A 22,533-nucleotide genomic window follows, 5' to 3' on the forward strand; every position below is an offset into this window, starting at 1 on the left:
GCCGGGGACGGCACCGATTTCAGGTACGGGAGCCGATCGGGCGCGATATGCTGATGCAGAATGTGCAAGGGATTTGCAGAACGAGGAGGGTCATGGCTACGCGGGCGACCGATGCAGGGACGAACCAGAGCGTCGAACGAGCGGTCTCGGTGCTGCGCGCACTCGACTCCGGCCGGCCCGAACTCCGTGTCTCCGACGTCGCCGAGCTCACCGGACTGGGCTCCTCGACCACCTCCCGCCTGCTGTCCACCCTGGAACGCCTCGACATGGTCGAACGCGATCCGGTCAGCAACCTCTACCGCCTCAGCCTGGGCCTCCTGCCCCTGGCCGCCACCGCCACCAACCGCCACCCCGTGCACCGGGCCGCCCGTATGGTGCTCCAGGGCCTCGCCACCCGCACCGGGCTCGGGGCCAACGTGGCCGTACGCCGCGGTGGCGAGCTGATGTTCCTGTGCAACTTCGAGGGCACGCGAGCCCCCAAGTCCTACACGCAGGCCGGGCACACCGCTCCGCTGCACGCCACGAGCATCGGCAAGTGCCTGCTCAGCGGTATGGCCCCCAAGGAGCGCCGCAAGCTCCTGGGGGACCCTCTCGACGCGCACACCGAGTACACGACCACCAGTCACGACCTCCTCGACACCGAGATCGACACCGTCCGGCGCACCGGCTACGCCGTCGAGGCCGAGGAGCGGGCCCTGGGCCGCGCGTCACTGGCCGCGCCCGTCCGTGACGCTTCGGGGGAGATCGTCGCCGCCATCTCCCTCTGGGGTCCGACCTCGGTGCTCGGGGACCGCTCCGACACCGAGGGGCAGCGCCTCGCCCTCGTACGCGAGGTCATCGAGGCGGCCGACGCCATCAGCCAGGCGCTGGGCGCGCTCTGACGTACACGGCGAAGGGGGCCGGGGGAGGCCGATCGGCCCCCACCGGCCCCCTTCGCCGTGCGGCTACGCGCCGTACGCCTTGAAGGCGATCACGTGCGCGTGCCGTGCCCCGTGTGTCGCGTCGACCACCAGCCGCAGTGCGTCGGTGCGCACCGGACCGCCGTCCGGGGTCTCCAGGGCGTGTACGCGGTGGCGGCGCCGGTTGCCCGTCACCGTCAGGAGCGTCTGCCACGCACCATCGGCGTCGCGCCCCTGGACGCGGTAGTCGCGCACGAGTTCCGGCATGACCTCGTACGGGGTGCGGTGGCGGTGCAGGTTGTTGAGGTACTCGTCGACGTCGTCGTCGAACACCAGCCGGATCTCCGTGAGTTCCTGCTCGGCTTCCCAGTCGAGACGGAGCCACCGGGTGTCGTCCTCCCGCGCGGAGGACCACATGTGGGGTCCGCCGTAGGGACGCTGGTAACCGCCGACGGCCCGTTCCGGGTGGAACGCCCGGGTGTCGGGGTCCGCCCGGAAGGCGAAGGCCTGCCGGCGCAGGCCGCGGGCCTGCCATTCCAGGACCAGCTGGCCGTCCTCCTCCGGGATGTCGTGGTCGACGCCCACGTCCCCCTCGACCTTCCGGCGCAGGGCGAGGACGCCGTCGGTGCGCTCGGGAAGGAGGACCAGGGCGGTGCCGGCGCAGGCCCGGACGACGACGATCGCGTTCCGGGGCGTGTCGGGGTGGTAATCGAGACGGGCCGGAATCCAGTGGGGGCCGCCGGGCGGGACGGTGACGGTGACCGTGAGGAGGCGGTCGGCGGGAACCGCGTTCTCGGGCCGGCCCGTGCTCCACAGCTCCACGGTGAGATCCCGGGGCCGGCCGTCCGGGGCGCCGTGGACGAGCAGGTCGACCGTGTCGAGCGCGGGATCGACCGGCAGCAGGAGGGCGAGGTCGCGGGTGAGGGGGTACGGGGTGCCGGGCGCGTCCCGCGTGGGTTCGGCGGCCAGGCGGGTCAGGCTGGACGAGGCGGTGACACGGGCCGCGCGCGCCAGGTTGCCGGGGTCCTCGTCGGCGAGGCCGATCACGGAGGCGTCCTGGCGCAGCAGGGTGCGGCGCACCAGGTCCGCCCGCTCGGTGGCGAGTTCCCGCGGCGTGAGGTCCTCGGCGACGCACAGGGCCGCGGCGGTACCCGCGGCCTCGCCGAGCGTCGCGCAGGTGGCCATGACACGGGTGGCCCCGAAGGCGATGTGGGTGGCTGAGATGTTCCGCCCGGCGAAGTGCAGGTTCGTGACGTTCGCCGAGTAGAGGGAGCGCAGCGGGATGTGGAAGATGCCGTCCGCGTACCGCTGGCGCGCGCCGGGCTCCTCGGCGTACATGCCCTGTACGGGGTGGAGGTCGACCGACCAGCCGCCGAAGGCGATCCGGTCCTCGAACTGACGCTGCTCGAGGATGTCCTGCTGGGTGAGGACGTGATCGCCCAGGAAGCGGCGGTACTCGCGCTTTCCGGGGAGGCTGCCGACCCATTCCAGGGTCAGGTTCGCCGCGTCCGGGAACTGGCCGGAGTTCTTGATGTGGTCCCAGACACCCATGATCACGGCCTGGAGCTCGTCGCGGATGCGCTCGTTGTCGTGGACGGTGTCGAGTTCGCCGCCCCACTCGATCCACCAGTAGTCGCAGCCGTTGTCGCCGGTGCGCAGGATGCGGTTGCGCAGGATGGGCGTGGTCGACAGGTCCTTGGCGTAGGCGGGCGGTACGAACTTCACCGGCCGGCCCGCGTCCCTGCTGTGGAAGAGGATCGTCGAGCCGAGCAGCGCCTGGTCCGCCTCGGAGGGCGCCCAGGGCTCGCCGAACTCGCTCCGCGCCTCACGCCCGATGCGGTGGCGGGCGCCGGCGAGGTGGCCGAGCAGGCCGTCCCCGGTGCAGTCGAGGAACTGGCGCGCGTGAAAGGTGATGCGGCGCTCCGAGCCCATCATCCAGCCGGTGCAGGAGTGCACCTCGCGCCTGTCGTCCGGGCCGCTCGCGTCGACCTCGCGCACGTCGGTGTTGAGGTAGAGGTCGATGTTCGGTTCGGCGTGAACGGCGTCGAGGACCACCTGGTCCCAGTAGTAGGGGTTTCCCTCGGGGTTGCGGTACTGGTTCTCGGTGTACAGCTCGCCCATGATCCCGGTCTCGCGGGCCCAGCGGTGCACGCCGTGTGCGGTGGCGCCGCAGACCCAGACGCGGATCTCGCTGCTGGCGTTGCCACCGAGGACGGACCGGTTGTTGACCAGGGCGACGCGTCGGCCGAGACGGGCCGCGGCGATGGCCGCGCAGGTCCCCGCCAGTCCGCCGCCGATCACGGCGATGTCGTAATGGACCTCTTCTTCCCGCACGGTGCGGCCTCCTTGGTGTGAAGCTCGGATACCTCCGCCACAGTGGGCGACCTTGAACGTACATCACATCCATATTGTGCAACCACTGTTCAACCAATGGGATCCGCTGTAAGTTCCGGTTGCGGCCCCCGACCTGGTCGTCGTGATCCGCGGTGCACGTTCGGGGCAGGTGAGGAGTGTTCGCCGACCCCGCACGGAATCGGCGATTCACTGACGAAAGGGGTTGACGCCATCGCGCGATATGGAGAACGATCCCGCATGCTGCAACTTGCATTCATCACAGCAGGGACGACATCTACGCAGGGCTCCGGCGCTCCCGCCACCATCTGAGAGGACAGATCCATGAGTACGGCCGCACCTCCCCAGAAGGCGCCCCCGCCCCGCGAACGGACCGGGGGACGGCTCTCCAACGGTGCGTTCGCCCTGCTGCTGACCGCACCGGGGCTCGCCCTGTTCGCGGCGATCATCTTCTACCCGCTGCTGTCGGCGCTGTTCACCGGCTTCTTCCGACAGGATCTGCGGCTCGCGGGCCGGGAGTTCGTCGGCCTGGACAACTTCGCCTACTGGCTGGACGGCGACTTCCTCACCATCCTCGAGCAGACGCTGGTCTTCACCGTCGGCGCGACGCTCGTCCCCTTCGTGATCGGCTTCGCGCTCGCGCTCGCGCTGAACACCGGCCTCAAGGGCAGCGGCTTCCTGCGCGGCCTGTTCCTGTTCCCCTGGGTGATCCCGGGCGTGGTGGTCTCCTTCCTCTGGATGTGGATCTTCAACGCGAACTACGGGGTGCTCAACGGAGTGCTCATGAAGGCCGGGTTCATCGAGGAGTCCGTGGCCTGGCTGGGGCAGCCCGGCACCGCGATGCTCGCCGTCATCGTCACCAAGACCTGGGCCAGCTTCCCCTGGATGATGGTGATGCTCCTGGCCGGACTGCAGACCGTGCCCAGGGAACTGCACGAGGCGGCCTCGATGGACGGGGCGGGATCGATCCGGCGCTTCTTCGCCGTCACCTGGCCGCAGGTCCGCGGTGTCGCCTCGATCGTGCTGCTGCTGGAGTTCATCTGGAACTTCCAGCACTTCGACACCATCTACGTCCTCACCGGCGGCGGGCCCGCAGGCACCACCGAGACCTTCGCGACCGCCGTGTACCAGACCGCGTTCAAGGGCTTCGACATCGGCCGGGCCACCGCACTGGGCGGACTGTGGATGCTGCTCCTGCTTCTCCTCGTCGCCGTCTACCTCAGGATCACCGAGCGGAAGGGCGACGCCTGATGACCTCCACCACCCCCACCCCCGTGTCCGCCGTCGGCCGGCCCCAGCCGTCCGCCACGCGGGCCGGGCGCGGCACCCGGCGCCGCCTGCGCAAGGACCTGCTGCGCTCGCGGATCGCCGCCTGGAGCGCGGTCGTCGTCATCGGGGCGTTCGGCCTGCTCCCGGTCTACTGGCTGCTCGCCACCGCGCTGAGCACCCCCGAGTCGACCTTCCAGTTCCCGCCGAAACTCGTCCCCACCGATCTCACCCTCAGCAACTTCACGGCCCTGGCCGAGAACGACCAGTTGATCAACTACATGGTCAACTCACTGGTCGTGGCCTCGATCACCGCCGTGCTGAGCGTGATCGTCGCCACGTACATGGGCTACTCGTTCTCCAAGTTCCGCTACCGGGGGCGGCGGTCGCTGATGCATCTGGTGCTGGCCTCCCAGATGTTCCCCCAGGCGCTTCTGCTGGTGACGCTGTACACCGTCTTCTCCAGCTTCGGCATGCTCAACACCTACTCCGCCCTGGTGCTCTCCTTCACCACGTTCACCATGCCGCTCTGCGTCTGGATGCTGAAGGGCATCTTCGACACCATTCCGGACGCCCTGCTGGAAGCGGCGTCCATCGACGGCGCGTCCCGGTGGCGGACACTGCACTCCATCGTCGCGCCGCTGGCCGCGCCGGGGATGATCGCAGCCGGGCTCTTCGCCTTCGTACGCGGCTGGAACGACTTCATCTTCGCGCTGACCCTGGCCGGCAAGGAGAAGCAGACCCTGCCTCCCGGACTCGTCTCCACCTACATCGGCGAATTCCAGACCGCCTGGCCCCAGCTGATGGCGGCCTCGCTCGTGGTGTCCGTCCCGGTGATCGTCGCCTTCATGTTCCTGCAGCGCTACCTCGTCGGCGGCATGACCGCCGGCTCGGTCAAGAGCTGAACAAGCGAGGCCCGGCCCGCGCCCCCTCACGTACCTTCCCTCCCGCTCACTGCCCCATGGAGAGATCATGACCACCTCTGGCATCAGCCGGCGCGGCGCGCTGCGCATGTTCGGCATCGGCGCGCTCGGTGCGGTGGGCGCCGGCGTGCTCGGCGCCTGTGCGCCGTCCGGCGCCGGCTCCCCCTCCAACGGCGGCGACCCGAAGTCCAAGGACTTCGACTTCACCTCCTGGTCGCTCAACGAGGAGGCCGCCAAGCCCTCCATCGAGAAGATCATCGCGGCGTGGGAGAAGGCCGAGAAGTCGACGATCCGCGCGGTCTCGTACCCGTACAACGAGTACCTGAGCCAGCTCACCCTCAAGCTGGGCGGCGGGGAGACCACAGGTGCCGTCCACCTCGACATCGCCTGGCTCGCCGCGATGGCGCAGATGGGCAAGCTGGTCGATCTCGGATCGGTGGCCGGCAAGGGCGGCTACACGGACGTGGCGCTGAAGAGCGGCACGTACGACGGCAAGCACTACGGACTGCCGTGGAACACCGGATCGATCGGCGTGATCGCCAACTCCCAGCTCCTGGAGAAGGCCGGTATCAAGGAGCACCCCACCACCGTCGAGGAGTTCGAGTCAGCGCTGCGCGAGCTGAAGGGGCTCGGCGGCGGAGTCGTCCCGTACGCCGCCGCCACCAAGGTCGCGCAGCTCAAGGACATCTTCCCGTGGATGCAGACGTTCGGCTGCGCGATGCTCGACGGCGGGAAGGTCACGATAGGCGACGACGCCTCGGTGGACGCGGTCACCTGGTACAAGAAGCTGCACGACGAGAAGCTGATCGCCGCCGACGTGGACCGCTTCGACGCGCGCGCCCTGTTCGGGCAGGGCAAGGCCGCCTTCTACGACGACGCGATCATCGGCAAGGGGGTGACCTCCGCCCAGTCCAAGGACAAGACGCTGGCGGACGCCATGCAGCCGATGGAGCGTCCGGTGCTCAAGGCCGGGGACACACCGCAGGCGCTGCTGTGGGGCGGCGTGATCGCCATCGTGAAGGGCAAGGGGCAGGACGCGGCCACCGAGTTCGCCCTGCACACCACCACCGACCGGGCCACCACCTCCGAGTACTTCGCCGCGCGCGCCCTGCCGCCGTCCACGACCGCGGGCCTCGCCGCTCCGGAGGTCGCCAAGGACACCTTCACCACGGAGTGGACCCGGAAGATCACCAGCACGGCGACCGGCAGCCCCTTCTGGCAGTTCGCGCAGAACGCCCAGATCGAGGAGGCCGTCGCCAAGCAGGTGCAGGCGGTCCTCGTCGGCAAGTCGAAGCCGAAGGACGCGATGAAGCAGGCCGGCGAGGAGGCCGCCGCGCTCATCAAGCGCTGAGGCCGAGCGCCCTGGTCAGGGCCCGGCGGGCGGCGCACGCCTCGCCGGGCCCTGCTTCGCCCCCCCGCACGACGACGGTGCCCGCGCGCCCGCGGGCCGCCGCCGTCCAGTCGTCCCGCACCCGCACGCCCGCACCCGCACGCCCGCACCCGTGAAGGAGCTCATCTTGCGACGTCCCACGGTACGCACCTACACCGCCTGGGCCGCGGTCATGGCCGCCCTCCTCCTGCCCGCCCCGGCCGCCGGGGCCGAGACCGCGCCGGCCGCGGCAGCGGCGGCGACCGTGATCGAGAAGGTCCCGTACGCGATGGACGCGTCGAACCAGGCCGCCTGGTGGACGCCGGTCGCCACGTACAAGGGCCGCGGGCAGTACACGTACTTCGCCTTCAACGAGCCGGGATCGACGGCCGCGACGCACCGGCCCGCCCTCGCCCGGCGCGACCCGGACGGGGCCTGGAGCCGGCTGCCGCTGCTGAACGGCGACGGGCAGCAGGCGGAGTTCCCCGACGACAACGGCCACAACCAGCCGTCGGCCGCCCGCGACGGCAGCGGGCGCCTGCACGTCTTCACCTCCATGCACGCCGACTCCTGGCGCTACTTCCGCACCGAGGCACCCGGCGGCGACGTCACCGACCACGCGTCCGAACTGCCCGATCAGGGCGTCGGCATCACCTACCCGGTCGTCACCACCGCGCCCAACGGCGACCTGTACCTGGCCGCCCGCGTCGGCACCGGCCTGGACCGGCGCCCCGGCAAGCTCTACCGCTGGGACAACGCCAACTCCCGCTGGAGCGTCGTCGCGACCTTCGCGAGCGCGCTGTACCGCTCGGTGTACCCCGACGACCTCACGGTCGACGCCTCCGGCCGCGTGCACCTCCTCTACGAATGGGCGAAGGCACCGGCGACCGCGTTTCGCCACCAGCTCTCCTACCTCTCCTACGACCCGTCGACCGGCGCCTTCGCGGACAGTACGGACACGCCCGTCGCCACCCCGGTCACGCCCGCCACCTCCGATGTCGTCCAGGACCTCACCGCCGGCGAGGAGTGGAGCGCCGACAACGCGTACACCGGGACCGCGGTGCAGAGCGCCAAGCTCACCCTGGACGGCTCCACCCCGAAGATCGCCTACCGTTACCGCTCGGCGGACAGCGGTGGTCACTTCCGCGTGTACTACGCCTATCCGAGCGGTGGCGGCTGGGTCCGCAAGACCGTGTACGCCGGCGGACAGACCGCGGCCGCCCTCGGCATCACCTGGGACGGGACGGACGGCGAGCGGGTCTACTACGTGACCACCTCGGGCACCGACCGGGTCTTCGCCGCGACCCAGTCGCCGGACGGGGCCTGGACCGCACAGTCCGTCACACCGGGCGTGAGCGCGGACCGGCTCGCCGTACGGCGGAACTCGGACGGTCACGATGTGCTCTACCTGCCGGACACCGCGCGCAACACCCTTTACTACGCGATTCGTTGAGGATCCCAGGCCGCTCGTCGCCGTCCGTACGGGCGTGAGGCCACGTCCGAGACCCGGCCCGGACCGGCGGATACGTCCCGCACGGGTGCGTCGGGTGCCGGCGGCACGGGCCTCGTCCATCCCGGTGAGTCCGAGGCCGGCCGCCTGGTCGCCGTGTCGTGCCCCGTGCCCCCGAGGGGCACGACACCCCGCCCGTCAGATGTCCCGGAAGACACCGCGCACTTCCATGACCTGCGACGATGCGCGGTTGTACAGCGTTGACCTGCGTCGATTATCTTTCAGATGTCTCCTGCGCGTGCACGCTGATGCTGGCGAAAGTCCCAGAAAAGTCCCAGGGGTCCCTGCAGCTCACGACCGTTCTCTGGGCTCCACGTGGGCCTTTGCCGAGGTTTTCCCGGGCCGGTCCCGGGGCTTTCGGGCCTCGCGGTGCAGACAGCTGAGGTCGGTCAAAGAGCGGTCCCCGGGTGGGCAGGGATACCTGCCGCTGGTTGGTAACCAGCGGCAGGACGGGTGCTGGTGAGTATGACGATTTCCCTCTGCGGGGATGGATGGCAGTGCACTACCGCCCATCCCCGCCCCCGTTATTCTTTTCTGGCAGAGGGGAATGCGCTCTGGCCAGGCGGAGCAGCCGTGCCGATGACTGTCTGGAGGTCGAAGACGAGAACCAGCCAGTACCGCCGCAGAGTCGCGAGTTCGTGGAAGATCTGTCGGGAGATGACTGCTTCCTGCTCCATCGAGCTGTTGGATTCCCGCACAGTCAGAACGACTTGGTAGCGCTCGAACGGGATGCCTTTGTCCTCCTCGTACTCATGCTCCATTTCTAGTTCAAGTGTTGCGTTGCTCAGGCTTGCGACGTAATCCGCGGGCACGTTCACAGCGCGCCGCAGCCTCCCGCCACAAGCCAGTGCCACGTCTGCGACGAGGGCTTCCACAGGGTGACCGGGGTGGATGAAGATGCTGTGGTGGGAGGTCACAGTTCAGCTCCCTCAGGGGTAGGTGATGTCGTAGCCGTCGCCGACTATGCGGATGAAGTCCATCCGTCCGGGCGGATTGTTGCGCAGGAACTTACCCAGCCCCTCTTGTGCCGCTGACTCACTCAGACCGCTCGCGCGTGCGTCGATGATGGCATGCCTGGCCTGGCCCTTCGCCGAGTTCAACTGGTTCTTCACCGTGTTTGCGGCGGCTCCCGGAATCAAGCTCTTGAACTCCGTCGGCACCCCGTTCACTTCGGAGTCGGCGGTCCTCACTCCTGGCACGGTCGACTCCTTGAGTGCCTTCACGTTCTTGCCTTCGGACAGGAGGAGTTCGGCGATGCGCCCTTCGGCGTCGTTGAACGCCGCGGCGCTGAGGTCGAGTTTGCGGGCAGCCGCGTTCTGCCAGCCAGTTCTGTGCGAAGGACGCCGTGGCGTGGTGACTCGTCTCGAACGTGAACGTGGACTGCCGCAGATCCCGAGCGACCACGATCGCAACGAGCTGTGGCTCGCCGGGTATCCCCCAGGTGGCCGATCGGTCGTGGGCGAGGACGAAGCTGTGCGAACCGTTGGGCGTGGTGTGGTGCTGGGACAGCACCATCAAGTCGCCAGCCCAGAGAGCCTCCATCGCCTCCTCGGAGTCGTCGTCGACCGGCGAGAGATGGTCGAGGCCGAAGTCGGGAATGTCGTTCACGCCGCCACTTCCGCCTGCTCGGGCGCCGGGGTGGCCAGCACCCGGTGATTGGGGCGAGTTGCGCTGGTCGTGCAGGCCGCGAACGGTCCGTCGGGCGCACGCAGGTGCACCAGGGTCTGGTCCAGGTGGTCGCGGTGCCAGGTCGACGGGCCGGACAGGCCGGCCTCCGTGTCGGTGGACTGCTGCCAGGCCAGCCAGAGCGCGTGCAGCCGAGCGACGGCCTCAGGGTGTTCATGCCAGTGCGCGCACCAGGGACGGTTCGTGCTGATCTCCCGGCCGTACACCGGCAGGAAGAGGTAGTTCACCCAGTCGCTGAGGGCAGCGAGTTCGACGGCATATTCCTTGCCGCCCAGGGCGAGGATGAACACCGAGGCGGGGCCGTCGGGCTTCTTCCCGTCAGCCGCCTCGGATTCCGGAGCGCCGTCCGGCGGCTGGCTGCCGGTGGATTCGGGTTCGGAGCCGAGGCGGTCGAGTATGACGCCGTGCTGCCTGACCTCGGCCATGGTCTTGGCGAGGGTGCTGGCGAGGTCGTCGAGGTCTGCGTCGGGGACGCGGTACGGCTTGGGGCCGGGGGAGGTCGGGCTGGTGTCGGCCATGAGGGTGTGCTCCATCTGTGAGACGGCGACATGCCCGAGAGGATCCTGAGAATCAGCGGTTTGGTCCGGCCGGAAGAACGCGGTAGTGGAGCGCTATCGATCGGCACAGCGGGGAACGCCGTGCCAGCAACTGCAAGGCATGTGAGGCCTGTGTGCCAATGTCGAGCAAGGTGAGCCGCGCCATCGATGACGACTACATCCCACCCGCCGAAGGCGCGACGCCGTGCTCGGCGACAAGGGCTACCACTCCAACCCCGAACCGCGACGCACTGCGCCAGCGCAGGATTCTTGACCGCCCGGAACTCTCCCTCGCTGAGGTTTTGTGGGCCGGGCCATCTGTAGGAGACAAGGACATGCGGTTCGGACGTCCGCAGCCACGATGCGCCGGGGGTGTGTTGTGGAGGGTTGAGGGGAAGCGCGATGGCATCGCATTCACCCGCCTGCCGGTGCGATCCATGTCAACCATGACTTTTGGGCGTCACCGGTCTAGTGAACCCCGCTGCCCCTCCATTGAGTTGAGGGAGAGGCGGTGCGGCTCAGACGATCCCTTGATCATCACGTGAACATCACAAAATCTATTCGAGACCTGCACTACCGGAGTGATTCTCATACAAATCTCATGTCTTGATCATCCGCGTGGGAGTCCTTGTGCGTGCTGTGCGTCCCCTTGTTGTTGCCGTCGCCTTCGCGATGGCCGTTCTTGCCGGCACGGAGCAGGCGGCTGTCGCCTTTGACAAGACTGACGTGGTTCGTGTGCCCGTGGGGGAAGTGCCGGACCAGGACTGGGGTTCAGCTGCTGGGCGCAGCCACAGGGCTTCCACCGGCGTCACGGACGCGGTGGCCACCGGGGGGCGGGGAAACGCGGTGGATGCGCCGGGTGAACTCCTCGCGGAGGGCGCCGTATCAGAGCCACAGTTGGAACGTGAGGTGACGCTGCCCGCTCCTGGGCAGACCGTGGAAGTGGAGACTCCGAACCCTGTGACGCCTGCGGGCTTCGACCCTGAGCGCAGTGCAGAGGTGAAGGGCGAGCGCAAGGAGCGGGAGTCCACGTTTCTCAACGAGGACGGCACCTACACCACCCGCTTCTACAACGAGCAGGTCAACTTCCTGGACGGCCAGGGCGAATGGCAGAAAGTCGATTCTTCCCTCGTGCCTGCGGACGCACCTGGTTCGCACACGATGAGCGGGAACGACGAGGGACTGGGCTGGCAGACGACCACCACGGAGGCGCCGCTCGACTTCGCCGGCGACGCCGCGGACGGACCTGTTGTGACGATGGGGCTGGGTGACGGCCTGTCGGTGGGCTACGGGCTGGAGGACGCGCAGGAGTCGGAGGGGCGGGTGGACGGCAGTGCCATTACCTACCCCGAGGTGCGGGACGACGCAGACCTTGAGTTCGTGGCCGATAGTGGGTCGTTCAAGGAGACCATGGTCCTCCGGAGTAAGGATGCGCCGTCAACGTGGCGTTTCCCTCTCCATGTACAAGGACTGACCGCGCGCATCGCCGAGCATGGCGGTGTGTCCTTCACCGACGCCGAGGGCGTCGAGCGGGCGTGGATGCCGGCCGGCTGGATGGAGGACTCCCGTCATGCCGAGAACTCCGCCCAGGGGGAGATCTCCTCGGGCGTGACGTTCGGTCTGACCGAGGAGGCAGGGCAGCAGACCCTTGTGGTGACCATGGACCAGGAGTGGCTGCAGTCCCCCGAGCGTGTCTTCCCCGTACGGGTGGACCCGTCCCTGAAGTCGGTGAACGCGACTTCAGGGACGTACGTGCAGTCTCCGGACAACCAGAATTTCTCCAGTGACACCGTGCTGAAGACCGGCACCTACGATGCAGGGGGTCACAAGGCGGCTGCCTTCCTGCGCTTCTCGGGCCTGGAGACCACTCTCAAGAACGCCTGGGTGGTCAACACCAGCCTGGCGCTGTACAACACGTACTCCTACTCGTGTACGGCCAGGCCCGTGACGGTCCACCCGATCACGTCGAACTGGGCTGAGTCGACCACGACCAAGTACCCCGGGCCGTCGACGGGTTCTGCTCTCGCGTCGAAGAGCTTCGCGCACGGCTGGCGCCCGGAGGGGGCAGACCGCTTACCCGTGTGGTGGTGCCAAGTGGGAGTCCATCAAGCTGGGTTCGGCCGGACGCAAGCTGGTGGATGACTGGACACACGGTCGGAAGAAGAACTACGGGCTGGCCGTCAAGGCATCGACGTCCGACTCCAAGGGATGGAAGCAGTTCGGTTCGGACGACTACCCCAACGGGAAGCCGAGCCTGGATGTCACGTGGACGCCGTACGGGGCGACCTACGGGCTGGGCGACTTCACCGCGCCGGTTACCGCCACCACTCAGGGGTCGATGAAGGTCACCGTCACCAACCGGGGGCAGGCGACCTGGCCCAAGGGCGGCGACTACAGGCTCCGCTACAACCTGTACAACGCTTCCGGCACGGAGATCACCGACAGCTCGAAGATCGCTTACACGCTCATGCCGAGCGACATCTCTCCCGGCGAGAGCGTGACGCTGGACGCCAAGATCGCACCGTTGACGCCAGCCACGTACACCATCGAGTGGACGATGACGGATCTCGGCGTCTCCCGCTTCACCACGGCAGGGGTGCCGGGCGCGGCCGTCAAGATATCCGCGGTCAACATACCGCCGGTGCTCACGGCCGAGGCGCCTGCGAGCGGCACCCCCGTGGACTCCCTCACTCCGGCCCTCTGGGCGAACGGAAAGGACACCGACCGCTACCCGTCATCGGCCCTCAGCTACACCTTCGAAGTCTGCGAGATCGAGGGAAGCGACAGCCGTAAGAACTGCCGCAAGGGGACGCGGAGCACCAAGCAGCAGTGGACGGTCCCGGCGGGATGGCTGTCCTGGGGCAAGACCTACGCCTGGTACGCATACGTCTACGACGGCAGTGCGACCTCGTCCCAGCCGCACGCCTCCGTCTTCACCACATCGGTCCCGCAGCCCGCGGTGACCAGTCACCTCGGTGGCGCGGACGGCACGAGTGAGATCGGCGCCCGCTCCGGCAACTATGTGACTGCGGCGACCGACGCGGCGATGCCGACCGTCGGACCGGAGCTCTCCGTCACCCGTACGTACAACTCCTTGGACCCGCGCCGGACCAACGCTTTCGGCGTCGGCTGGTCGACGCGTTGGGACATGCGACTGGTCCAGGAGACCGTGGGCAACACCGTGATGGTCACCCGGGCCGACGGGTCGCAGGTGCGCTTCGGCCGCAATCCGGACGGCACGCTCGCGGGTCCCTCCGGCAGCACCACAGACCTTGTCGCGGACTCGACCGGCTGGACCATGCGCCAACGCGGAGGGACGACAGCCCGGTTCGACAGCTCGGGACTGCTGACCTCCGTCACCGACAGCGCCGGCCGAGTACAGACACTGACCTACGGAGGGGCGGACAACCGCACGCTGAGCACGGTCTCGGACAAGCTCTCGGGCCGTTCGCTCCACTTCACCTGGACCGGCGGCCGCATCAGCTCGGTGACCACGAGCCCCATGGGTGCAGGCTCACCCGGACTCACCTGGACATACAGCTACTCCGACGACCGGCTGACGAAGGTGTGCCCGCCTTCGTCCTCGACCCAGTGCACTGGGTATGACTATGAGAACGGTTCGCTATACCACAGCATGGTCCTCGACGCGGGCCCACAGTCGTACTGGCCACTTGGCGAGGAGGAAGGCTCCACCGCGAGCAGCAGCGCGCCCTCCCGCGACGGCCTCAACGACGCCCTCTACCGTGACGTGACCCTTGGCGCTACTTCCGCGCTCACCGGAACGACGGACACCGCTGCCTCCTTCGACGGCCGGGACTCAGTCGTCGAACTCCCGGACGCAGCTCTGGAGACCTCCGACATCCTGACGGTCGAGCTCTGGTTCAAGACCACCCAGCCCGGAGTACTCGCCACTCTCCAGGACGCCGAGATCGGATCCAAGCCGACCCGATACAGTCCTTTCCTCAACGTGGACGCCGACGGCAAGCTGCGAGGCCAGTTCTACACGGTCGAGTACGCCGGCACGAAGCCGATCGTCTCCCCCAAGGCAGTCACCGACAACGCCTGGCACCATGCCGTCCTGACCAGCCAGGGCACCGCGCAGACCCTTTACCTGGACGGGGCCAAGGTCGGAAGCCTGACCGGGACCGTCAGCATGCGCGAAGACCAGAAGGCATACCTCGGCGCGGGCTGGGCCAACGAGGGCTGGATGGGCGTAGCGGCTGACACCCACCGCTTCAGCGGCACGATGGACGAGGTCGCGGTCTACGGACGCCCCCTCGACGCGGCGACTGTCAAGGACCACTACACCGCGCGCGAGGCCGCTGGCCGAATCACCAAGGTGACCCTTCCCTCGGGCAGGTCCCACGCTTCCGCCGTCTACGACCCGGCCACCGGCCGACTCACCGAGCACACCGACGACAACGGCGGAACGTGGAAGGTCTCCGCCCCCGACTACTCAGCCGGTTCAGTCACGTACGCCGACGAAGTGCGGGCCTTCGCACCAGAGGGCTACTGGCGGCTGGGGGAGCGCTCCGGATCCAAGGCGGTCAGCGCCGCAGGCGACGGATCGGAGGGTTCCTACGGGGACGGGACAACGCTGGGCGCAGCCGGTGTCTTCGCGGACGGTGACGACACCGCCGCCACCTTCGACGGGAGCGCCGATTCCTACGTCCAGCTGCCCAACGACCTGCCCACGAGCCCGACCACTCCCACGGTCGAGCTGTGGTTCAAGACAGCCAAGTCCGGTGTGCTGATGGGCCTGCAGGACGTGGAGCTGGGCGAGACCCCCACGTCCTGGCGGCCGGTGCTCAACATCGACACCGCCGGAAAGCTACGCGGAGAGTGGTACCTGGCCGGTAACCCGGGCGCGGACCCGATCACGTCGAGCCAGACGGTTACCGACAACAAGTGGCACCACGCCGTTTTGACCGGAGCAGTGAATACGCAGTCCCTCTACCTGGACGGTCAACTGGTCGGGTCGATGGCCGGCACCATATCCGACCAGGGAAGGCCGTACGCCTATCTCGGTGCGGGTTATGCGAGCTCCGGCTGGATGGGGGTGGCTGCGGGTACCTACCACTTCACCGGCCAGATGGACGAGGTCGCGCTGTACGAGCGCACCATGAGTGCGGCAACGGTCAAGAAGCACTACGCCGCCCGGTCCGCACTAATCACCGGTGACAGCGCCCACTACCGCGGCGAGATCGTCGGGGACGCCCCGGCCGCGTACTGGCCGCTGGACGAGAACAAGGGCGCGACCACTGCAGTCAGCAGGGTCACAGCTGCTCAGGGCAACGGCACCTACGTCAATGCGACTGCAGGAACGACAGGCATCTTCGGCACGGGCGACGGGCAAGCGGTTCAGCTCTCCGGGACCGGGGCGGTCTCCGTCCCCGGCAATCTGGTGGCAGGCACCACGGACCTCACGGCCGAACTCTGGTTCAACACGACGAAGTCCGGTGTGCTGCTCGGATTCCAGAACGCCGCACTCGGCGCCACGCCGACTTCTTGGCGCCCCGCCCTCAACATTGACGAGGCAGGGAAGTTGCGTGGTGAGTGGTATCTGACGGGTAATCCGGGCGCGAAGCCGATCACTTCCACCCAGACGGTGACCGACGGCAAGTGGCACCACGCAGTGCTCACCGGTGCCCGTACCACTCAGTCGCTCTATCTGGACGGTGTGCTCGTCGGTTCGCTGGCAGGCACGATCTCCGAGCAGGGGCTGGCGTACGCCTACCTCGGCGCAGGGTACGCAAGCTCCGGGTGGATGGGAGTAGCCAGCGGTACCTACCGGTTCACCGGACAGATCGACGAAGCAGCCATCTACCGCAAGGCGCTGTCGGCCGACCAGGTCGCCGACCACTTCCAGTCACGCGAGCGGTCCGGGCTCTCTTCGCTGGCGGCCACCATCGGCGTGACCGACCCCCTCGGACACACGGTCCGTACGTCGTACGACGCGCTCAAGGGCATGCGGCCCACGCAGGTCACGGACGCCGAAGACGGGGTGACCACCTACACCTACGACACGGGTGGCTTCATCCACACCGTGACCGACCCCAACGGGCACGCCACGGTCACCGGGCACGACGCCCGGGGCAACGCGGTCACCACCACGACGTGCCGTGACGCGGACTCGTGCTGGAGCGCGTACACCGAGTACTACCTCAACCCGGACGACGAACTCGACCCGCGCAATGACAAGCCGGTCACTGCACGGGACGCACGTTCCACCGGGCCGGACGACGACCGCTACAAGACGTCCCTGACCTACACAGCGCTCGGCCTGCCCAGCACCACCAGGCTCGCGGACGCCCGTACCGCGACCACCGCCTACACCGACGGCAGCGAAGCAGCTGTCGGCGGCGGGACCACCCCGGCCGGGCTGGTCGCCAAGGAGACGACTCCTGGCGGCGCGGTGACCACCTACCGGTACTTCGCCACGGGAAGCACCGCCGCGATCACCTCGCCCTCCGGACTGGTCACCGAGTTCACCTACGACGGCCTGGGCCGCAAGACTGCCGAGAAGCAGATATCCGACGCCGCTCCTGAGGGCGTGACCACCAGCTACGGCTACGACACCATGTCCCGAGTCGTCTCCGAGTCCGGCGTCGGCGTGAAGAACGAGATCACCGGAGTGACACACACTGCGAAGATCACCCGGTCGTACGACGCCGACGGCAACCTGCTCACGGAGTCGGCCGAGGACACCTCAGGCGGCGACGCCAAGCGCACCACGAGCTATCACTACGACAGCCACGGCCTGAACGACACGGTCACCGACGCGGAGGACCATGTCACTTCCCTCACCCACGACGCCATGGGACGGGCCGCCACGACGACCGACCCGACCGGCACCCGTCTCACCTACGCTTACACACCGCGCGGCCAGCACGCCGAAACCGTCCTGAAGGACTGGACCGGGTCACCTACCGGCGAAGTCCGCGACCTGGTCGTCACCTCCAACGCCTACGATCCCGCAGGCCGCCTGGCCTCCTCGACCGACGCGATGGGCGCCACCACCACGTTCAGCTACTTCGACGACGGTCTTACCGCGACGAGCACGGCACGGCAGGTGAAGCAGGCGGACGGCACCCGGCGCGATGTCCAGCTGGAGTCGAACACTTACGACGGTGCCGGAAACCTCACCCGCCAGGTCACCGGCGGCGGCAGCGTGACCATGACGCACACCGTGGACGCGACCGGGCGCACCACCCGCAGCGCCCTCGACCCGGACGGCCTGAACAGGATCACCGACCTCGCCTACGACGCGGACGACCGGCTGACCGAGGAGAGCCGGCCGGTCGACGGCTCGGGGAAGCGGCTGACCACCACCGCTGAGTACGACGCCGCGGGCAACGTCACCCGCCAGCAGATCACCGACGGCACGTCCACCCACATCACCACCAGCACCTATGACCAGCGAGGGTTGCCCACCTCCACCGTCGCCCCCAGGGGCAACGCGGAAGGAGCCGACCCCGACACATACCGCACCACTTACCGGTACGACGCGCTCGGGCGCCTGGTGGAAACTAAGGCACCGGCCACTTCAGTCGAGAACAAGGGCGGGACGGCTGCCACAGCCACGCCGACCACTCTGGGCGGATACAACACCTTCGGCGAAGCGACGGACAGCCGTGACGCACGGGGAGCCGTCACCCGCACCACTGTGGACGGCCTCGGACAGCCCACCGCTGTCACCCTCCCCGACTACACACCGCCCAGCGGCACCAAGATCAGCGCCGTAAGCAGCACCACGTACGACGCCCTCGGCAGACCCGCCACGACGACGGACCCGCTGGGCCGCACCAGCCGCTACACCTACGACCAGTTCGGAAGCCTGGTCCGGCAGACCGACCCCGTCGCGGGCACCGTTCCCACTGTTCTCGGACTGGAGAAGTCCGGCCTGCTGGACAGCACCTCCACCGACCTCGACGGAGCGGGCGTCTCGGAGTTCACCTGGACCCCGACCGGCCTGCAACTCTCAGCCACCGACCCGACAGGGGCCAGGACTCAGGCCACCTACGACGAGCTCGGTCGTCAGCTGACCGCGACGACTGTCGAGCAGTATCCGACCCTGCAGAACCTCACGACGCGGTACGTCTGGGACGACGCGGGCAACCAGACCGCATCCACCACCCCCGCAGGCCGCACCACCACCGCCACGTACAACCCGGCGGGGGAGACGACCACGGTGACCAACCCGGTCTACGGCGTCACCCGGCTCAGCTACGACCGGCTCGGCCGGCAGACCCAGATGACCGACCCGACCGACCGCAGGAGCACTACCACATACGACGCGCTCGGCAACGTCACAGCCGCAGCGGACTACGGCACAGGCCAGAGCGTGCTGCGTACCGCGAAGGCGGAGTACGACGCCGACGGCAACAGGACGGCCACCGTCTCCAGCACTCAGGCGCGCACCACGTACACCTACGACGCACTGGGGCACATCACCAAGCAGGTCGAACCCGTGACGGACGCCAAGTCCATCACGACGACCTTCGGCTACGACGCGGCGGGCAACCGCACGCGGCTGACTGACGGCCGGGACAACACCACGACGTACACCTTCACGCCCTGGAACCTGCCCGAGTCCACCATCGAACCCTCCACCACCGCCCACCCAGCCCTTACCGACCGCACCTGGACGACCGTCTACGACAAGGCGGGCCAGGACATCGCCGAGCTGCTGCCCGGCGGCGTGGAGCGCCGACGTACCTTCGACGGCCTCGGCCGCCTCGTTCGCGAGACCGGCACGGGCGCGGAGGCCGCCACCACCGACCGCACCCTCACCTATGACCTTGCGGGCCGCATCACCGCCGCCGGCACGGGCAACGACCTCGCACGGAACACGTACACCTACAACGACCGAGGACAACTGCTCACCGCCGACGGCCCTGGCGGAAAGGTCGGCTACGGCTACGGCTACGACGCCGACGGCAACATGACCGAGCGGGTGGGCGTCGAATCCGAGTCGTACTACGGGTACGACGACGGCGGCCGGATCGACTGGGTCTGGGACTCCCTCAGCGACAGCGACATCTGGTACGACTTCGACACCGCAGGCAGGCCCCTGCTCGAGGAGTACGCGGTCAAGCCCGCAGGCTCCACGGAGTACGAAGCCACCGCCCGTCGCGACTACACCTACGACAGCCTCGGTCGCCTCGCGAGCGACAAGGTCGCCAACCTGGACAAGACAACGCAGAAGGCCGGCACCACCTACGGCTACGACCTCGACGACCGCCTCACCGAGAAGACGACGAGCGGAACCGCAGGCGCGGGGAAGAACACCTACGGCTACGACAAGGCCGGCCGGATGACGTCCTGGACCAGCGGCACGACCACCACCGCATACGGATGGGACGACGCCGGCAACCGCATCAAGGCAGGAGCAGCCACCGCTTCGTACGATGCCCGCAACCGTCTGACCGACGACGGCACCACCACGTACGGCTACACCGCACGCGGAACTCTTGCCGCGGCCACCAAGGGCGCCGGCGCATCCCGGGCTCTGACGTTCGACGCCTTCGAGCGCAAGGTCAGCGACGGTTCGGCGACGTTCACCTACGACTCGTTCGACCGCGTCGCCCAACAAGGCAACGCCACGTTCAGCTACGACGGCGGATCCAACAACCTACTCAGCGACGGCACCAGCGTCTACAGCCGCACCCCGGACGGCGCCCTGCTGGCCAGCCAGGCGGGCAATGCGGCCCCGCAGTGGTCCATCACCGACCAGCACACCGATCTGGTCGCCGGCCTCTCGGCCGACGGCACCCAGGTCATCAGCTCCACCGCCTACGACCCCTTCGGCCAGGAGACCGCCACAAACGGCACCACCCCCGCCCTGGGTTACCAGTCCGGCTGGACCGACCCCACATCCGGCGACGTCAACATGGCGGCCCGCTGGTACCAGCCCGGCACCGGAGGCTTCACCTCCCGCGACACCTGGCAGCTCGACCCCTCCCAGTCCGCACAACGCGCCAACCGCTACTCCTACGGCTTCGGATCACCCCAGAACGGCACCGACCCGACCGGGCACTTCTTCCCACTCGTAGCTCTCGGCGGACTCGCTGTCTGGGAAGCGCTGGGTTGGGGAACCGCCGGCGTAATCGCCGTAGGAGGCGGAGCAGTGGCCGCCGACCGGTACGTGCGTTCGCGTAGCGACACCATGAGTAACAGCTACGTCCAGACCAATGTCCTGTCGAACAGCTACGCACGGTCCACGGCCGCCGCGATCCGAGCCCAGGCCAGCAGGTTCAGCAGCTCGCACTCCACTGGATCATCGGCAGGGGGAGGGAGCGGCGCGGGATACACCCCCTACTACCCCCGCTGGAACACTGCCCCCACCTATCCGAACCTGGGCAGTGCTGCAGCCCAGTCAGTCCGCGCCGCAGTTCGCCCGCCCCGCCCGGTAATCGACCAGAACGTCAACAACGGCCCGAACCCCAAGCCGGCCCCGAATCGGCCGGCGCCCAAGCCCGACTGGGACCCCAAGAACGGCGGCTGGACGCCCGGCGATGGCTGGAAAATGATCGTCGGCGCACTAAACATGCTGAACCTGGCCGGCAACGACCAGTTCCAGCCGGAGCAAGCCCCGACCCCGTATCCGGCCGCAGGAGCTGACCCTGGTTCAGGTACCGATGACGACAAGCCCAAGGACTGCCGTCGAAATGGCAAGGGGTGGAAGGAACCCGGGCAGCGGGATGCCGCGAACGGGAACCGGGCGACGGCCATGAACGCCTGCCTCGACCTTACGCAGATCCAGGGCGGGACGAAGACCGAAAAGGACACCCGCCCGCCGGGCTACAACTGGGCTGGCCGGTATGCCGCCGTTCATGGTGAAAGTCCGAGTAGCGCTGTGAACAACTGCCATCTCCTCGGGAAGCAGCTGGGCGGCTCGGGGACGGACCTCGCTAACCTGGCTACGTGCACGCGACCTGCGAACACCCACGTCGACGGTCCTGGGAGGCTGCAGGACACCATGGTCAAGTATGAGGACAGAGTTGAGGCAGCTGTCAGCCGTGGGGAAGTCGTTCGGTACACCGTGGAGCCTGTGTATGCGGGACCTAGAACGGTTCCAGTTGCATTTCACATGAAGGCCGAGGGTGTTGCGCCAGGCAATCTTCCCGGGGAGAGGTTTGATGTTCTGGTGCCGAACTCTCTCAACACGCAAAAGAACTTCGGTATTGTCAACTACAAGGGGCTTCCTGTTCCGATCGGAGGAATGTCATGACGAATGGCGGAGTTATCGGGCTGACTGGTCACCAGGCCTTTCAGGGGCTGAGTGAACTCCTTTCCCTGAATCATGAGGCTGGCGACGAAGTTGACTGGTCCGAGATGCAGCGGTCCTGGGGGACAAACTTTCCGTCGGACTATAAGTGCTTCATGTCCGTTTATGGGGTCGGCTCGATCTCGGACGGTATGGATATTGCGCGTCCTGGCCCGCCACGGGGTGATGAGTCCGGCTCCATGGGGCAGGAGACGGCGAACGCGAGACTTGCTTGGGGTCTAAAGCGCACGCCGGAGCGGTCGGGCCTGGTGAAGCTCCCGCTCATTGCCTGGGCGGTGACAATCGGTGGAGACGTGGCCTGTTGGCTTACCTCTGGCGACGACCCTGAGGATTGGCCAGTGGTCGTCGTGCGGGGGGATTCAACCGTCAGTATTCAGCGATACGGAATGGCGGAATTCCTGAGACAAATTCTCGTTGGTGAACTTGACGAGTGCCCGTTCGATGACGCAACCCTATGGAGGGGCGGAGAGCAGAGATTTCTCCATCGCAGGGAGAGGGGGCGCCTTATCGCTGAAGGGTTTGATCCGTGGACCGGACTTCCTGATGAATATTCTGACATGAATCTGGAAGACTTCTCCTGAGGTGTAATTGACGGTTGCTCAGCTTTTCCTGACGTGCGGTCAGTCATGCAAAATCATCTTGCACGTGCGTTGCGCAAGGTGCTGAAAAGCAACAGTGATCAGTGAAGGGTCATGAAGGTAA

10 protein-coding genes and 1 pseudogene are annotated in these 22,533 nt (G+C 67.7%); 7 read left to right on the forward strand and 4 right to left on the reverse strand.

Going from position 1 to position 22,533, the window contains the following annotated elements:
- Window positions 1-92: 92 nt before the first annotated feature.
- Window positions 93-881 carry an IclR family transcriptional regulator gene (locus tag IA22_RS0129150; protein WP_014153441.1) on the forward strand — a complete coding sequence of 263 codons (789 nt, stop codon included), beginning with the start codon at window positions 93-95 and terminating at the stop codon, window positions 879-881.
- Between the two features lie 63 nt (window positions 882-944).
- Here the strand turns inward: IA22_RS0129150 and IA22_RS0129155 are convergent, their stop codons facing one another.
- Entirely contained in the window at window positions 945-3,233 is a 2,289-nt protein-coding gene (locus IA22_RS0129155) for an FAD-dependent oxidoreductase (protein WP_030125323.1), read from the reverse strand.
- Between the two features lie 342 nt (window positions 3,234-3,575).
- Between IA22_RS0129155 and IA22_RS0129160 the strand changes: the two genes are divergently transcribed.
- The 4 genes from IA22_RS0129160 (at window position 3,576) to IA22_RS0129180 (ending at window position 8,262) form a co-directional block, all read left to right on the forward strand.
- Window positions 3,576-4,502, forward strand: coding sequence for a carbohydrate ABC transporter permease (locus tag IA22_RS0129160; protein WP_014153439.1), 927 nt, complete (start codon window positions 3,576-3,578; stop codon window positions 4,500-4,502).
- Window positions 4,502-5,422: a carbohydrate ABC transporter permease gene (locus tag IA22_RS0129165; RefSeq protein ID WP_015579199.1), complete on the forward strand. Its 921-nt coding sequence runs from the start codon at window positions 4,502-4,504 to the stop codon at window positions 5,420-5,422. The genes IA22_RS0129160 and IA22_RS0129165 overlap by 1 nt, the downstream gene beginning before the upstream one ends.
- Before the next feature lie 67 nt (window positions 5,423-5,489).
- A complete protein-coding gene (locus tag IA22_RS0129170) occupies window positions 5,490-6,791 on the forward strand; it encodes a sugar ABC transporter substrate-binding protein (protein ID WP_030125324.1) in 1,302 nt (433 codons plus the stop codon).
- Window positions 6,792-6,957: 166 nt separating this feature from the next.
- The gene (locus tag IA22_RS0129180) at window positions 6,958-8,262 is read left to right on the forward strand and encodes a BNR-4 repeat-containing protein (RefSeq protein WP_030125325.1); all 1,305 of its coding nucleotides are present in this window, start codon (window positions 6,958-6,960) and stop codon (window positions 8,260-8,262) included.
- A gap of 581 nt (window positions 8,263-8,843) precedes the next feature.
- On the opposite strand, the gene IA22_RS0129185 is transcribed toward IA22_RS0129180, so the two are convergent.
- The 3 genes from IA22_RS0129185 to IA22_RS0129195 all read right to left on the reverse strand — a co-directional run bounded on the left by IA22_RS0129185 (window position 8,844) and on the right by IA22_RS0129195 (window position 10,523).
- Window positions 8,844-9,236 (reverse strand): hypothetical protein, encoded by a 393-nt coding sequence (locus IA22_RS0129185; protein ID WP_030125326.1) that lies wholly within the window; start codon window positions 9,234-9,236, stop codon window positions 8,844-8,846.
- Window positions 9,237-9,248: 12 nt separating this feature from the next.
- Entirely contained in the window at window positions 9,249-9,731 is a 483-nt protein-coding gene (locus IA22_RS37340; RefSeq protein ID WP_199813860.1) for a CdiA C-terminal domain-containing protein, read from the reverse strand.
- A gap of 192 nt (window positions 9,732-9,923) precedes the next feature.
- Window positions 9,924-10,523 (reverse strand): DUF4913 domain-containing protein, encoded by a 600-nt coding sequence (locus tag IA22_RS0129195; RefSeq protein WP_030125328.1) that lies wholly within the window; start codon window positions 10,521-10,523, stop codon window positions 9,924-9,926.
- Between the two features lie 648 nt (window positions 10,524-11,171).
- On the opposite strand from IA22_RS0129195, the pseudogene IA22_RS34305 reads away from it, so the two are divergent.
- Both IA22_RS34305 and IA22_RS36855 read left to right on the forward strand, forming a co-directional pair.
- Window positions 11,172-21,774, forward strand: a pseudogene (locus IA22_RS34305) (LamG-like jellyroll fold domain-containing protein).
- Window positions 21,771-22,412, forward strand: a complete 642-nt coding sequence (locus IA22_RS36855; RefSeq protein WP_134666432.1) for an SMI1/KNR4 family protein — start codon at window positions 21,771-21,773, stop codon at window positions 22,410-22,412. The pseudogene IA22_RS34305 and the gene IA22_RS36855 overlap by 4 nt, the downstream one beginning before the upstream one ends.
- Window positions 22,413-22,533: the final 121 nt, after the last annotated feature.

Origin of the sequence: Kitasatospora papulosa (genome assembly GCF_000717245.1) — a bacterium.
In the GTDB taxonomy this organism is placed as follows: Bacteria; Actinomycetota; Actinomycetes; order Streptomycetales; family Streptomycetaceae; genus Streptomyces; species Streptomyces papulosus.

Excerpts from the sequence above, each read along its gene's own strand:
- IA22_RS0129160 (WP_014153439.1), top strand. The coding sequence starts at position 3,576 with ATGAGTACGGCCGCACCTCCCCAGAAGGCGCCCCCGCCCCGCGAACGG.
- IA22_RS36855 (WP_134666432.1), top strand. The coding sequence starts at position 21,771 with ATGACGAATGGCGGAGTTATCGGGCTGACTGGTCACCAGGCCTTTCAG.
- IA22_RS0129170 (WP_030125324.1), top strand. The coding sequence starts at position 5,490 with ATGACCACCTCTGGCATCAGCCGGCGCGGCGCGCTGCGCATGTTCGGC.
- IA22_RS0129150 (WP_014153441.1), top strand. The coding sequence starts at position 93 with ATGGCTACGCGGGCGACCGATGCAGGGACGAACCAGAGCGTCGAACGA.
- IA22_RS0129195 (WP_030125328.1), bottom strand. The coding sequence starts at position 10,523 with ATGGCCGACACCAGCCCGACCTCCCCCGGCCCCAAGCCGTACCGCGTC.
- IA22_RS0129165 (WP_015579199.1), top strand. The coding sequence starts at position 4,502 with ATGACCTCCACCACCCCCACCCCCGTGTCCGCCGTCGGCCGGCCCCAG.